The sequence below is a fragment of the Sphingomonas sp. Leaf230 genome, from assembly GCF_001421745.1.
Classification (GTDB): domain Bacteria; phylum Pseudomonadota; class Alphaproteobacteria; order Sphingomonadales; family Sphingomonadaceae; genus Sphingomonas.
Genome location: NZ_LMKW01000010.1, coordinates 226110 through 240926 on the forward strand (window position 1 = coordinate 226110; position 14817 = coordinate 240926).

Annotated in this window: 10 protein-coding genes and 1 tRNA gene; 4 read left to right on the forward strand and 7 right to left on the reverse strand. The window is 65.9% G+C overall.

The window, feature by feature from the left end:
* Nucleotides 1-45 precede the first annotated feature (45 nt).
* Together ASE82_RS13025 and ASE82_RS13030 are read left to right on the forward strand one after the other, a co-directional pair.
* Entirely contained in the window at nt 46-837 is a 792-nt protein-coding gene (locus ASE82_RS13025; protein ID WP_056063989.1) for a hypothetical protein, read from the forward strand.
* Nucleotides 838-1007: 170 nt separating this feature from the next.
* Nucleotides 1008-2111, forward strand: a complete 1104-nt coding sequence (locus ASE82_RS13030; RefSeq protein WP_235524700.1) for an MlaA family lipoprotein — start codon at nt 1008-1010, stop codon at nt 2109-2111.
* 410 nt (nt 2112-2521) lie between these two features.
* On the opposite strand, the gene ASE82_RS13035 is transcribed toward ASE82_RS13030, so the two are convergent.
* Complete coding sequence (locus tag ASE82_RS13035) at nt 2522-3823, reverse strand: hemolysin family protein (protein ID WP_056063992.1); 1302 nt, start codon at nt 3821-3823, stop codon at nt 2522-2524.
* Nucleotides 3824-4018: 195 nt separating this feature from the next.
* On the opposite strand from ASE82_RS13035, the gene ASE82_RS13040 reads away from it, so the two are divergent.
* The gene (locus tag ASE82_RS13040; protein ID WP_056063994.1) at nt 4019-4693 is read left to right on the forward strand and encodes an OmpA family protein; all 675 of its coding nucleotides are present in this window, start codon (nt 4019-4021) and stop codon (nt 4691-4693) included.
* A gap of 138 nt (nt 4694-4831) precedes the next feature.
* Here ASE82_RS13040 and ASE82_RS13045 read toward each other — a convergent pair whose 3' ends face one another.
* The 6 genes from ASE82_RS13045 to ASE82_RS13070 all read right to left on the reverse strand — a co-directional run bounded on the left by ASE82_RS13045 (nt 4832) and on the right by ASE82_RS13070 (nt 14126).
* Nucleotides 4832-5179 carry a tRNA-binding protein gene (locus ASE82_RS13045; RefSeq protein WP_056063997.1) on the reverse strand — a complete coding sequence of 116 codons (348 nt, stop codon included), beginning with the start codon at nt 5177-5179 and terminating at the stop codon, nt 4832-4834.
* Nucleotides 5166-5840, reverse strand: a complete 675-nt coding sequence (locus tag ASE82_RS13050) for a glutathione S-transferase family protein (protein WP_056054264.1) — start codon at nt 5838-5840, stop codon at nt 5166-5168. Before ASE82_RS13050 ends, ASE82_RS13045 begins: the two co-directional genes overlap by 14 nt.
* Nucleotides 5841-6187: 347 nt before the next feature.
* The gene (gene gltB, locus ASE82_RS13055; RefSeq protein ID WP_200910725.1) at nt 6188-10690 is read right to left on the reverse strand and encodes a glutamate synthase large subunit; all 4503 of its coding nucleotides are present in this window, start codon (nt 10688-10690) and stop codon (nt 6188-6190) included.
* Nucleotides 10691-10710: 20 nt separating this feature from the next.
* Entirely contained in the window at nt 10711-12153 is a 1443-nt protein-coding gene (locus ASE82_RS13060) for an NAD(P)-dependent oxidoreductase (protein ID WP_056064000.1), read from the reverse strand.
* Nucleotides 12154-12304: 151 nt separating this feature from the next.
* A complete protein-coding gene (locus tag ASE82_RS13065; RefSeq protein ID WP_056064003.1) occupies nt 12305-13114 on the reverse strand; it encodes an undecaprenyl-diphosphate phosphatase in 810 nt (269 codons plus the stop codon).
* A 58-nt stretch (nt 13115-13172) separates the two neighbouring features.
* Nucleotides 13173-14126, reverse strand: coding sequence for a complex I NDUFA9 subunit family protein (locus tag ASE82_RS13070; protein ID WP_056064738.1), 954 nt, complete (start codon nt 14124-14126; stop codon nt 13173-13175).
* A 112-nt stretch (nt 14127-14238) separates the two neighbouring features.
* On the opposite strand from ASE82_RS13070, the gene ASE82_RS13075 reads away from it, so the two are divergent.
* Nucleotides 14239-14325 (forward strand) — tRNA-Leu (locus tag ASE82_RS13075).
* The last annotated feature ends 492 nt before the right edge of the window (nt 14326-14817 follow it).

The window sequence follows — 14817 nt, forward strand, 5'->3', positions numbered from 1 at the left end:
CAATTAGGTCTCGCCGCCCTTCGCGGGTGACGCTACGGTATGGGAATGAACGAAACTTCCGCGACCTCCGCCTCGGGCCTGAGCCTGCTGCCCGACGGCATCGCCACGCTGACCGCGATCCACTTCACGATCATCGCCGTCGTGGCGGTCCTCGTCGTGATCGGCTTGCTCTGGGGCATCAAAGCCAAGCGCAGCCGCGTGAAGGCGTCGCGCGACGTGATCGCCAACGCGGAGGAGGCCGGCGTTCCGCCCGAGCCGGCTTCGGCAAAGCCCGCGGTTCAGGAACGCAAGGCTGAGCAATCGCAGGCGCAGTCGCAAATCGCGGCTGCCCCGGTTGTGCCGCCCCCCGCTCCGGTCCGGCCTGCCCCGCCCCGGCCTGAGCCGACCCCGCCTGTACCGCCCGTAAGCAGCGCACCCGAACAGGTGCCTGTTTCGCGCGAAGACGATGCGGTGCAAGCGCCCGATCGCCTGGCCGACGAACCGATCGCCGCTGCGTCGCCTTTTGACGCGAGTCCGGCGACCGAAACTGCCGCTCCCGCACCCGTAGCGCCGTCCGAAGAGGCTCCAATCGCACCGGCAGTACCGGCGCTGTCCTATGCGGACGGGCCCGTCACGCAGTTGAAAGGGCTCGGGCCGAAAGTTGCCGCACAGCTCGGCGCGCTCGGCGTTTCGACGGTCGGCGAGATGGCGGCGCTGTCGGAGAGCGAGGCGCAGCGCATCGACGCGCAGCTTGGCAATTTCACTGGTCGGATGGGTCGCGATCGCTGGATCGAGCAGGCGCGGTTGCTGGCCGCCGGTGACAAGGCGGGCTTCGAGGCGGTGTTCGGCAAGCTCTGAGCTACGGCTTCGCGCGAGACGGATCAGGCCGGGATCGCCGCGCGATCGGTCAACCTCGATCCGCACGCGCGGATGACGATTGGCTCTATGCTCCACGCGCGCCGACGGGCATGTCAGACGCGTCGCATCTCGATGTAGGAGAGCGGCCGATAACAGGGCGATGAGTGCACATGCTGGTAACGATGAGCGCAATGCTGTTGACGGCTGCCCCCGTTCACGTGACGGCCGCGCCGATAGCGTTGCCCGGCGTCGGTGCGAGCGTGGCGCTGCCCGGCGCGGTAGTGTCGCCGTTCGCGGGTGACTTCCAACCCGTCACGGCGATGGCGGTTTCGCCGCTAGCGCTCGCCGCGTCGCTTCCAGCGATCGAGATTTTCACCCAGGGGCTGCCGACGCAGGACATTCCGCCGGTCGGTCCCGCTCCACTGGGGACTCCGCCCGTCCAGCGGACGTCCAACGACATCATCGTCACCGGCCGCAAGGAAACCGCGGGCGATCCGCTGCGCGCGGTCAACGCCGAGTCGTTCGCGGTGACGCAGAAGGTCGACGACGCGGTGATCGGCCCGGTCGCGCGAACCTACAAGAAGACCGTGCCGAGCCCCATTCGACGCGGCATCCACAATTTCCTCTACAATCTGCGCGAGCCGATCGTCTTCCTGAACTTCCTGCTCCAGTTCAAGCCAGGCAAGGCCGCGGAGACGGTCGGGCGGTTCGCGATCAACACGACGATCGGCGTGGCCGGCGTGCTCGACATGGCCAAGAAGAAGCCGTTCCACCTGCCACGGCGGTCGAACGGGTTCGCCAACACGCTCGGCTATTACGGGGTCAAGAACGGCCCGTTCCTGTTCCTGCCGCTGGTCGGACCGACGACGATCCGCGATCTGCTAGGCGGTGCGATCGATCGCCTGATCCTGCCGGTCGCCATCGGCAAGCCGTTCACCAGCACGGCGTACGCGATCCCCGCGGGCATCCTGGGTGCGCTCGATCACCGGTCTGAGTTCGACCAGACGCTAAAGGACCTGCACGACAATTCGCCCGATCCGTACGCGGCGACCCGGTCGTTCTATCTCAACCGGCGGCAGGCGGAGATCGACCACCTCCACGGGCGGGTCGAGGGTGATCCGGCGGGGATGTCGGGGCCGCCGCCGAGTGTCGTGCCGTTCGTGCCGAGCGATCTGGAGCCTGGGGCTAGGCCGGTATCGGAGGTGCCGATGGAGGCTCCGGTGGTCGCGACGCCTGAGGTTGATGCGAAGCCCGCGGCCGAAACCGGTCAGTAGAAGGGGACGGAGCCGAATCTTCGCCCGTCGTCCTCCCCTCCCCGTTCGTGCTGAGTAGGGACCGAGTAACTTCGCAGAAGCGTATCGAGGGCTCGTATCGAAGCATGGGTTCCGCGCGCCAACCTGTCCTTCGATACGCCGCTTCAACAAGTTCAGAGGCTACTCGGGACGAATGGATTGTGGGGATCAGCGCGTCTTCGCGCGTGTGGCACGAGTACCTGAGTGAAGAGCGACTACCGACCCTACCCAATCACCACCCCGGCGGAGGCCGGGGCCCAGTCGGGGGACGTTGAAAACTAGCGACTGCGCTTCCTTACTGCGACCTCACCAACTGGGCCCCGGCTTCCGCCGGGGAGGTGCAATACCAAGGAGCGTCCGGGCACTTTCGCCCGCTGCCCCATGCTAAGCCCTCAGACTTCGCTCACCAGCAGCTTGTCGATCCGCCGCCCGTCGAGATCGACGATCTCGAACTTCCAGCCCTGCTCGACGAAGCTCTCGCCCTCGCCCGGCAGATGACGGAACACCGACAGCGCGAGACCGGCGACCGTCGCGTAGTCCCGGTCCTCGGGCAGGTCGATGCCGAGCCGGTCGGCGAGCGAATCCGCCGCCATCGTCCCCGCCACCAGCAACGAGCCGTCGTCGCGCACCACGACCGAAGGCGCATCGTCCGGATCCGAGTCCGACTTGAACTCACCCGCGATCGCCGCGAGCAGGTCCGCCGGCGTAACGATGCCTTCGAAATGGCCGTATTCGTCGTGGATCAGAGCCATCGGCACCTCGGCTTCGCGCAGCGCCAGCAGCGCATCCATCGCGTCGATCTGGTCGATTACCACCGGCGCTTTCCGCATCAGCGCGCGCAGGTCGATCGGTTCGCCGCGGAACAGCGCCGCGGCAATGTCGCGCGCTTGGACGACGCCCTTGACCGTATCGATCGAGCCTTCGCCGACCGGCAGGCGGGTGTGCTGCGATGCGAGCAGCGTCTCGCGGATCTCGTCGGGGCCCCAGTCGCAGTCGAGCCAGTCGATCTCGGTGCGCGGCGTCATCACTTCGCGGACCGGGCGGTCGGCGAGGCGGACGACGCCCGAGATGATCGAGCGCTCATGCTCCTCGATGATTCCCGATTTCGACGCTTCGGCAACGATCATGTGGAGTTCTTCGGCAGTGACGTGCTCTTCCGATTCGCGGTTCAGGCGGAGCGCGCGGAAGATCAGCGCACTGGTCGAATCGAGCACCCAGACGATCGGCGCGGTGCCGATCGCGAGCCAGCGCATGACCGGCGCCATGAACGAGGCGATCGCCTCGGGCGCGCGCAACGCGAACTGCTTTGGCACGAGTTCACCGATGATCAGCGACGCGTATGTGGTGAGGCCGATGACGATCGCGAACCCGGCGGTCTCCGCAGTCGACGCGGACAGGCCCCAGGCCTGCAACCGCGCGGCGGTCGGCATGCCCAGGCTGGAGCCCGAATAGGCACCCGCGAGGATGCCGATCAGCGTGATGCCGATCTGGACGGTCGACAGGAACTTGCCCGGATCGGCGGCGAGCACCAGCGCAGCGCGCGCGCCCTTCTTGCCCGAGCGCGCCATCGCCTCAAGCCGGGCTTTACGCGCGGAGACGATCGCGAGTTCGCTCATCGCGAACACGCCGTTCAACGCGACGAGCGCGAGGATGATCGCGACGTCGATCCAGGGGAAGGGGGGAAGCGGTGCCATTGGCTCACGCGCTCTTTGCAGGACAACGGTCCGTCGCACAACCGTCCTTACGTACTGGCCTGCGCATACTCGACATCGGACCGCGAAGATGGTCAGGCTCGGTTCAGTGCGCAGGCGGAACAATCGTCGCGACACCGGGTTATCGGCGGTATCAGGCACGAAGCCTTCATTCGTCATGTCTCAGGGAGATTATCTATGAAAACCAAGATGTTCGCAGGCGCTGCAATCGCCGCACTGATCGCTACCAGCGGCTGCACCACCGATCCCGAGACGGGTCGCCAGACGATCTCGAAGACCGCACTGGGCGGCATTGGCGGCGCGCTCGGCGGCTATCTGCTCGGCGACGTGGTCGGTGGACGGCATGACCGGACCGAAAAGCTGCTCGGCGCGGGCATCGGTGGTCTCGCGGGTGCGGGCATCGGCGCGTACATGGACAAGCAGGAGCGCGACCTGCGCGCGCGCACCGCGGGCACCGACGTGCAGGTGATCCGTCAGGGCGACGACCTGGTGCTCAACATACCGTCGGGCATCACCTTCGCGTATGACAGCGCGAACGTGCAGCCGCAGTTCCAGCGGACGCTCGACCAGGTCGCGGATACGCTGTCGCAGTACAACCAGACCTATGTCGACGTGTACGGGCACACCGATTCGACCGGCAGCGATGCATATAACCAGACGCTGTCGGAGCGTCGCGCGCGCTCGGTCGCGGATTACCTATCGGGCCACGGCGTGCAGGCGGCGCGGATCGGGACGCGGGGCTACGGCAAGACGCAGCCGATCGCGTCGAATGATACCGATGCGGGCCGGGCAGCGAACCGTCGCGTCGAGGTGAAGATCGTGCCGATCACGCAGAACGACCTGCGCCAGTAAGCTGGGCCTATCGAGGATATTCCCCCCTCGCCTACCGTTCCCCCGCGAAAGCGGGGGTCCAAGAGCCAAGAGCGTTACGACTGGTACCCTGGGCTCCCGCCTTCGCGGGAGAACGGAGTTAGGCTGTGACCGGACGGTTCAAAACAGCCGCCCGCCGTTCGGGACGTGTCCGGTCGGCGAGATCAGCACGACCTTCCCATCGGCATCGGGGAAGCCGAGCGTCAGGACTTCGGACATCATCGGGCCGATCTGGCGCGGCGGGAAGTTGACGACCGCAGCGACCTGACGCCCGACCAACGTCTCAGGCGTATAATGCTCGGTAATCTGCGCGGACGAGCGCTTTACGCCGATCTCTGCGCCGAAATCGATCCGCAGCTTGATCGCGGGTTTGCGTGCTTCGGGAAACGGTTCGGCCTCGACGATCGTGCCGACGCGGATGTCGACCTTCTCGAAGTCCGCGAACGTGATCACCTCAGAAATCGACATTGTCGTAGTGCGCCGGGGGTGAGATCAGCTCCATCCGTTCGGACAGCAGCGGCCGAAAGCTCGGGCGGCTCTTGAAGCCGCGATACCAGCGCGCGGTCTGGTCGTGGCCCTTCCAGTCGATCCCGCCGAGATAATCGGTGACCGAAATCTGCGCGGCTGCCGCAAGATCGGCGAGGCTCATCGTCGCGCCGCCGAGCCAGTTCCGGTGATCGAGCAGGTAATCCATATAGTCGAGATGCCCGACCGCGGCCTTCATCGCCTCGCGCAAGCCCTTCGCGTCAGGCGCGGTGCGGTGCGCGAGGCGCTTGACCATGCGTTCGTGGAGCAGCGGTCCGGTGACGTCGCGGTAGAAATGCGTGTCGAACCACGTGACCAGCCGGCGGATCTCGGCGCGATTGGTCGCGGTGCCGTTGATCATCGCCGCCTTCTCGACGGTCTCCTCGAAGAATTCGCAGATCGCCATCGAATCGATCAGCGGTGCCACGCCGCGCGACGCGTCGACCATCACCGGGGTCTGGCCGGCGGGGTTCATGTCCATGAACTCGTCGCGGCGATCCCAGGGCGATTCGCGGACCAGTTCGTAGCCGACCCCCTTCTCGCCCAGCAGCAGGCGCACCTTTCGCGAGAAGGGACACAGGGGGAATTGATAAAGCTGCCACATGCCATCCGTTTAGGCGGTGGGGGGCGGCTGTGTCACTAGCGCGGGTTGGGTGGCGTGGCGTTTGTGGCGATAAGATTCTGTTCGCGCGGAGGCGCAGAGAGCGCTGAGGTGTTGCGCTTGTCGCGAAGCGAGCATTCCGACAGCACGCGTTGGAGTGCAAGCAGCCCGTTCCGGGCGAACCCCCTCCGCGTCCTCCGCGCCTCTGCGCGAAACCAACTTACTACACCTCCCCGGCGAAGGCCGGGGCCCAATTGGAAAGGTCGCTGTAACGGAGCCCTGCCCTTCGTTAGGGACGTCCCCCAATTGGGCCCCGGCCTTCGCCGGGGTGGTGTTTGTCTGGCGTCGCTCTACTCGGCAGCGACCAGTTCCGCGCTGTCGTCGAGCGGGTGGCTCAGGCGCGTCAGCATTTCCTTCGGGATGATCTGCCAGAAATGCGGAGCAACCCGGTCCCAATCTTCCAGCAGGCCCTTCGACCATTTGCTGTCGGTGTGGTCGGCATGATCGCGCACGAGGTCGAGCAGCACATCAGCCCAGTGCAGCGACTTCACGCGGTCCCAGGTGATGTTCTCCGGGTTGGCGCGCTTCGCGAAGACGCCGTCGGGATCGTAGACGAACGCCATCCCGCCGGTCATCCCCGCGCCGAAGTTCGCGCCGACCGCGCCGAGCACCACTGCGATGCCGTTGGTCATGTACTCGCAGCCGTTCGCGCCACAGCCCTCGACTACGACGGTCGCGCCCGAGTTGCGGACCGCGAAGCGCTCGCCGGCCTGCCCTGCCGCGAACAGCCGGCCCGAGGTTGCGCCATAGAGCACGGTGTTGCCGATGATCGTGTTGTCCTGCGACGCGAGCGGTGAACTTACCGCCGGGCGGACGATGATCGTGCCGCCCGAGAGCCCCTTGCCGACATAGTCGTTCGAATCGCCGAACACTTCCAAGGTGATGCCCTTGCACAGGAACGCACCGAGCGACTGCCCCGCCGACCCACGCAAGCGGATCGTCACGTGATTGTCGGCGAGCGTCGACATGCCGAACTTCCGCGTGATCTCCGACGACAACCGCGTGCCCACCGCGCGGTGCGTGTTGCGCACCGAATAGGTCAGCTGCATCTTCTCGCCGCGCGAGAACACGGCGGACGCGTCCTTGATAATCTGCGCGTCGAGGCTGTCGGGGACTTCGTTGCGGAACGTCGACAGGCTGAACCGGCGCTGCGAATCGTCGGCATCGACCTTCGCCAGGATCGGGTTGAGATCGAGATCGTCGAGATGCTCCGCGCCGCGGCTGACCTGCCGCAGCAATTCGGTGCGGCCGATCACGTCGTCGAGGCTCTTCACGCCCAATCGCGCGAGGATGTCGCGGACTTCCTCGGCGATGAAGGTCATCAGGTTGATCACCTTCTCGGGCGTGCCGACGAACTTCTGTCGAAGAGCATCGTTTTGCGTGCAGATGCCGACCGGGCACGTGTTCGAATGGCACTGGCGCACCATGATGCAGCCCATCGCGACAAGGCTGAGCGTGCCGATCCCGAACTCCTCGGCGCCCAGGATCGCGGCGATGACGATGTCGCGACCGGTCTTGAGGCCGCCATCGGTGCGCAACCGCACGCGCCCGCGCAGGCCGTTGAGCGTCAGCACCTGGTTGACCTCCGACAGGCCCATTTCCCACGGCGTGCCGGCATATTTGATCGACGTCTGCGGCGATGCGCCGGTGCCGCCGACATGGCCGGCGATCAGGATCACGTCGGCATGCGCCTTCGCCACGCCCGCCGCGACCGTACCGATGCCCGCCGACGAGACGAGCTTCACGCACACGCGGGCGCGCGGATTGATCTGCTTCAGGTCGTAGATGAGTTGGGCGAGATCCTCGATCGAGTAGATGTCGTGATGCGGCGGCGGCGAGATCAGCGTCACGCCGGGTGTCGCATGACGCAGCTTGGCGATGAACTCGGTGACCTTGAAGCCGGGCAGCTGGCCGCCCTCGCCGGGCTTGGCGCCCTGTGCGACCTTGACCTCAATCTCCTCGCACGCGTTCAGATATTCCGCCGTCACGCCGAAGCGTCCGCTCGCGACCTGCTTGATCGACGAGTTCGCGTTGTCGCCGTTCGCGTACGGCACGAAGCGCGACTTGTCCTCGCCGCCCTCGCCCGAGACGGCCTTCGCACCGATCCGGTTCATCGCGATCGCCAGCGTCTCGTGTGCTTCGGGCGACAGCGCGCCGAGCGACATGCCCGGCGTCACGAAGCGCTTGCGGATCTCGGTGATCGCCTCGACCTGGTCGACCGGCACGCCCTCCGCGGGGAAGTTGAACTGGAGCAGATCGCGCAGGTACACCGGCGGCAGGTCGGACACGCCGCGCGAGAATTGCAGATAACTCGTGTAGCTGTCGGTCGCGACCGCGGTCTGGAGCAGATGCATCAGCTGCGCAGAGTAGGCGTGCGTCTCGCCGGTGTGACGCTGGCGATAGAAGCCACCGATCGGCAGCGTCGCCACTGCCGGATCGAACGCCGCCTCGTGCCGGTCAGTCGCGTTGACGTGGAGCGAGGCATAGCCCTCACCGCTGATCTTCGCGGGCATTCCGGGGAACAGGTCGTTCACCAGGCTGCGCGAGAGGCCGACCGCCTCGAAATTATAGCCGCCGCGGTAGGACGAGATGACCGCGATGCCCATCTTCGACATGATCTTGAGCAGCCCCTCCTCGACCGCGACGCGGTGGCGGCGGAGGCATTCTGCGAGGTCGAGATCGCCGAACAGCCCGCGTGACTGGCGATCGACGATCGCGGCCTCGGCGAGATACGCGTTCACGGTGGTCGCGCCGACGCCGATCAGCACGGCATAATAATGCGTGTCGAGGCACTCGGCCGAGCGGACGTTGATCGACGCATAGGAGCGCAGGCCGCGGCGGACGAGGTGCGTGTGCACCGCGGCGACCGCGAGCACGCCGGCGATGCCGACGCGGTCTTCGGAGATCGCCTCGTCCGTGAGGAAGATCTCGCTCTTGCCCTGGCGGACGGCCTGCTCCGCCTCGTTGCGGATCCGCTGGATCGCCGCGCGCAGCTTTTCGGGGCCACCGCCGACGTCGAAGGTGCAGTCGATCTCGGCGACCGCGTTACCGAAATGCGCCTTCAGCCGCGACCAATGTTCGCCCGTCAGCACCGGCGAGTCGAGCACCAGCACGCGCTCGCGCTGGTCGCGGACGTCGAGGATGTTGGCGAGATTGCCGAACCGCGTCTTGAGCGACATCACGTGGCGCTCGCGCAACGGATCGATCGGCGGGTTTGTCACCTGCGAGAAGTTCTGGCGGAAGAACTGGCTGATGAGGCGCGGCTTGTCCGAGATCACGGCGAGCGGCGTGTCGTCGCCCATCGATCCGATCGCTTCCTTGGCGGATTCGACCATCGGCGACAGGATCAGCTCCATGTCCTCCATCGTCTGGCCGGCGGCGACCTGGCGACGTGCGAGCTCGGCGCGATCATAGCGAACGATTGCGTCCTCGACCGAGGGTAGGTCGGCGAGCGTGTGGAATTCGCCGATCATCGCGGCATAGTCCGCCTCGCCCGAGATGCGATCCTTGACCGCGCGATCCTGCAACAGGATGCCCTCTTCAAGGTCCACCGCGATCATCTCGCCCGGTCCGAGGCGACCCTTGGCAACAATCGTGGATTCGGGAACGACGACCATGCCGCTCTCCGACCCGACGATCAGCAGACCGTCGGAGGTCAGCGTGTAGCGCAGCGGACGCAGCGCGTTGCGGTCCATGCCGGCGACTGCCCAGCGGCCATCGGTCATCGCGAGCGCGGCGGGTCCGTCCCATGGCTCCATCACCGACGCGAGATACTGGTACATCGCGGTATGCTCGGCCGGCATGTCCGGGCTGGCGGCTTCGGGGACGAGCATCAGCTTGGCGGTCGGCGCATCACGGCCCGAGCGGCAGATCGCCTCGAACACCGCATCCAATGCAGCGGTGTCGGATGCGCCCGCCGGGATCACCGGCTTGATGTCCTCAGAATTATCGCCGAACGCGAGGCTCGCCATGCGGATCTCGTGGCTGAGCATCCAGTTCTTGTTGCCGCGGATCGTGTTGATCTCGCCGTTATGCGCAAGGCAGCGGAACGGTTGCGCCAGCCACCATTGCGGGAAGGTGTTGGTCGAATAGCGCTGATGGAAGATCGCGACGCGGCTTTCGAAGCGCTGGTCGCACAGGTCCGGGTAGAAGACCGACAGCGATTCGGCGAGGAAGAGCCCCTTGTAGATGATCGAGCGGCACGACAGCGAGCAGATGTAGAAGCCCTGGATCTGCGCCGCGATGACGCGCTTCTCGATCCGGCGGCGGACGAGATACAGCGTCTTCTCGAACTCGGCGGCGTCCTGCTCCTCGGGCAAGGGCCCGGCGATCATGATCTGCTCGATCTCGGGACGCGTCGCCTGCGCCTTCTGACCGATCACCGAGACGTCGACCGGCACCTGCCGCCAGCCATAGATGGTGTAACCCGCCTCGATGATCGCGCTCTCGACGATCGTCCGGCAATCCTCCTGCGCGCCGAGATCGGTGCGCGGCAGGAAGATCATGCCGACCGCGAGACGGTTCGGCCGGACCTTGTGTCCGGAGGCTGCTACCGCATCGTCGAAGAAGCGCAGCGGCAGGTCGATGTGCAGGCCTGCGCCGTCACCGGTCTTGCCGTCGGCATCGACCGCACCGCGATGCCACACGGCTTTGAGCGCATCGACCGCGGACTGCACTACACGGCGCGACGCACGGCCATCGGTGGCGGCGACGAGGCCTACGCCGCACGCGTCGCCCTCGAATTCGGGGCGATACATGCCTTCAGCGGCGAGACGGGCGCGTTGATCAATCATCGGAAAACCCTGTTCGTTGCTCATGCCGCGACCTTCGCGTTCGCCGCCTTGGTCTTCAGCCATTTGTGCATCGTCGCGGCGACGTCGCGGCCGTCGCGAATCGCCCAGACGACGAGGCTTGCGCCGCGGACGATGTCGCCCGCTGCGAACACGCCGTCGAGCGAGGTCATCAGCGTCTTGCCGTCGACCAGCACGGTGCCCCAGCGGCTCACGCCCAGTTCCGGTGTGGCGAACAGCGTCGGCAGGTCCTCGGCGTCGAAGCCGAGCGCCTTGATGACGAGATCGGCATCGACCGAATAGTCGCCGGCGGGATCGGGTTCGGGCGCGCGGCGGCCGCTCGCGTCGGGGGCGCCGAGACGCATCTTCCGCACCTTGACGCTCGACACGACGTCACCGCCGTCGAAGCTTTGCGGGCCTGAAAGCCAAACGAACTCGACGCCTTCTTCCTCGGCGTTGGCGACTTCGCGCTGCGATCCGGGCATGTTGGCGCGGTCGCGGCGGTAGAGGCACTTCACCGACTTGGCGCCCTGGCGGATCGCGGTACGGACGCAGTCCATCGCGGTATCGCCGCCGCCGATCACGACCACGTCCTTGCCCTCCGCATTGAGGCTGCCGTCGTCGAACGCGGGGACGGCGTCACCGAAGCCCTTGCGGTTCGAGGCGACAAGGAAGTCGAGTGCCGCGACCACGCCGTTCGATCCGCCACCCGGCAGGTCCATCGCGCGCGCCTTGTAGACGCCGGTCGCGATCAGGATCGCGTCGTGGCGCTGACGCAGATCGTCGAGGCTCGCGTCGTCGCCGACCGCGAAGCCTTCGTGGAAGACGATGCCGGCGGCCTTGAGACGCTCGACGCGCCGCATGACGATCGGCTTTTCGAGCTTGAAGCCGGGGATTCCATAGGTGAGCAGCCCGCCCGCGCGGTCGTAGCGATCATAGACATGCACGTCATAGCCATGCCCGCGCAGATATTCCGCCGCCGTCAGGCCCGCCGGACCGGCACCGATCACGCCGACCGACTGGCCGCGCGATTTGCCGGGGACCAGCGGCTCGACCCAGCCATTTTCCCAGGCGGTATCGGTGATGAACTTCTCGACCGAGCCGATCGTGACCGCGCCATGCCCAGTGAATTCGATGACGCAATTGCCTTCGCACAGCCGGTCCTGCGGGCAGATCCGGCCGCAGATCTCGGGCATCGTCGAGGTCGCGTTGCTGAGTTCGTACGCCTCGCGGAGGCGCCCTTCCGCGGTTAACCGGAGCCAATCGGGGATGTGGTTGTGCAGCGGGCAGTGCACCGAACAATAGGGCACGCCGCACTGCGAACAGCGTCCGGCCTGCTCCTCGGCGGGTTGAACCGCGTATCGCTGCGCGATCTCACGGAAATCCTCCTGCCGCTCATCCGCGGTGCGCTTTGCCGGATAGGATTGCTCCCGCCCGACAAACTTTAGCATCGAATCGTTCGCCATACATGCCTCCGACAGCCGCGTTATTGCGCCATCGGAAGCTTGTCACCGTCAAATCGACCAGTATGTCAGCATGACTGCCATATTTTTCGATCAAATCGGCGAAGATATGTAAGAACAATTCTCAACAAGGCTTATTTATACCGAAACGGACCTACTTGCTGAGCAGCCAGACCAGCGCAGCCGAGCCGGCAGCTACCCGGTACCAGGCAAAAGGCACGAACCCGTGCTTGGTGACGATCCCGACGAACCACTTCACCACCAGCAGCGCGACGATGAACGACACCGCAGCGCCGATCGCGATCGCGCCAAGCCCGACCCCGCCGCCGCTCGCGATCGCATCGCGGTTCTTTAGCAGTTCGAGCGCGCTTGCCCCCAGCATCGTCGGGATGGCGAGAAAAAAGCTGAACTCTGCCGCAGTGCGCCGCTCGACACCCAGAGCCAACGCGCCGAGAATCGTCGCACCGGAGCGGCTGACGCCGGGGACCATCGCGAGGCACTGGAGGAAGCCGATGCCGATCACGGTCTTCAGCGGAATGTCCGCGACGCCGCTGATGTCGCTGCGCGGCGCGAACCGCTCGACCGCGAGGATCGCGAAGCCGCCGACGATCAGCGCGATCGCGACGACCTCCGCATTCCCGAGCAGTGCCTCGATATACTTGTGCAGCGCAAGGCCGATCACCGCCGCCGGAATGAACGCGACCACAAGGTTGCGCAGGAACAGCCAGGATTTCGGCTCACGCTTCAACAGCCCCATGCCGACCGCCCAGAACGTTCGCCAGTACAGCACGACAATCGCCAGGATCGCGCCGAGCTGGATCACGACGTTGAACACCTCCCAGCGCCCTGCGTCATAGCCGAGCAACCGCGTCGCGAGGATCAAATGCCCGGTAGAGGAGACAGGCAGGAATTCGGTAATCCCCTCGACGATGCCGAGGAGGATGACGGTGAGAAGTTCGGTCAAGCGGGAGCTCCGGCGCGGTAGATCAAGGCAGTCTCAGGAGTACGTAGCACGCGAACGATCAGGCGACATGGACTTCCGCATGCGTCTCGGCGCGACGGCCGAACCGCCCAGCCTTGCGGAACCGCACCAGCCAGCCCGGCGCCACCGTCGACAGCGGCGTCGCCTCGATCCCGAACGCGGCGAGGCCATCGGTTCCGGTGACGATATTGTCGGTCTGCAGCATCGTCCACTGGTCCTTGGTGATCGGCGCACCGGGCAGGAAGCCGCCCTTGGCGATCAGCGCCCCGGCAAAGTCCGGCAGCTCGACGATCGAAGGGTTGCGACCGATTGTCTTGGCGATCCAGCGGATGAGATTGCCCATCGTGATGATGTCGGGCCCGCCGAGCTCGAAGGTCTTGCCGCCGAACACCTCGGGATCGGACGCCGCTGCGACCACAGCGTCCGCCACGTTGCCGACGAACACCGGTTGGAACTTCGCGCCTGCGCGCAGCACCGGAACCACCGGTGCCTTGGCGATCATGCCGGCGAAGCGGTTCACGAACTGGTCTTCCTGGCCGAACACGATCGACGGCCGCAGGATCGTCGCGTTGGGGAACGCCTCGAGCACGGCTGCCTCGCCCTGCCCCTTCGACTTGCCGTACGCGGAGGCAGACTCTCGGTCCGCGCCGATCGCCGAGACGTGCACAAGCGCGCCTACGCCGGCCTTCGCCGCCGCCTGCGCTACGATCTGCGCGCCAAGTGCCTGAACGCGCTGGAAATCGCCCGCGAGCACGCCGACCAGATTCACCACCACGTCCGACCCGTGCACCGCATGCGCGATCGTCTCGGGCTTGGTGACGTCGGCACCGACGAACTGCGTCTGGCCGAGCCCGCCGAGCGGTTTCAGGAAGAACGCCTGCCGTGGATCGCGCTGCGCGATGCGGACGCGTGCGCCCGTCGCCAGCAGCGCCTGTGCGACATAGCGGCCGACGAAACCGCCGCCCCCGATCAGCGTCACCAGTTTGTCGTTCATCGCGCGTCCGTCCACTTTGTTTTGCCTGCCAATCACGAATAACCCCTTGCCCCAGCGATAGGGTTGTTGACAAGCATCGCGACCCTCCCCTAGAGGCGCCCTCCTACCCCGTGCCCGGATGGCGGAATTGGTAGACGCACCAGCTTCAGGTGCTGGCGATCGCAAGGTCGTGGAGGTTCGAGTCCTCTTCCGGGCACCACACTATAAGCATTGCGCCTTATAGACGATCAAGCTGCGCATCACTGGGTGCCGCGCTTGACTTGTAGGACAATGTTGCTCAGATGTTCTCACCGCAAAGACAGCGGGGGATGGCATGGTCCAGGCATCAGGCAGTAGCGAGCGGAACGCGTTCTCGCGGTGGTTGCGAACGGGTAAGGTGCCATCGGCGCTGGGCCCTGACGGTCTCGAACTCAAATATAATCCATGGCATGATCTGGCGGACGGCCAGTTTACCTTCGCAGGCGCGGGACGCCATGATGGATCGAGCAACGGCGATACGACTAACGCCGGGAACGGTCGCACGTCCTCCCATGTCGGTCGCGCTCCAAGAATCGGGTCGCGGACTGCGGCGCACCCGAAAGCCAAAGTGCCGGAGGCGAGACCGCTAGCGGGAGTTGGCCAGAGATCATTAGAGCGCGGGTCGGTCGGAATGCCGGCCCCGCGCGCTCCGGGGATGCCGCCTGGTAGCCAG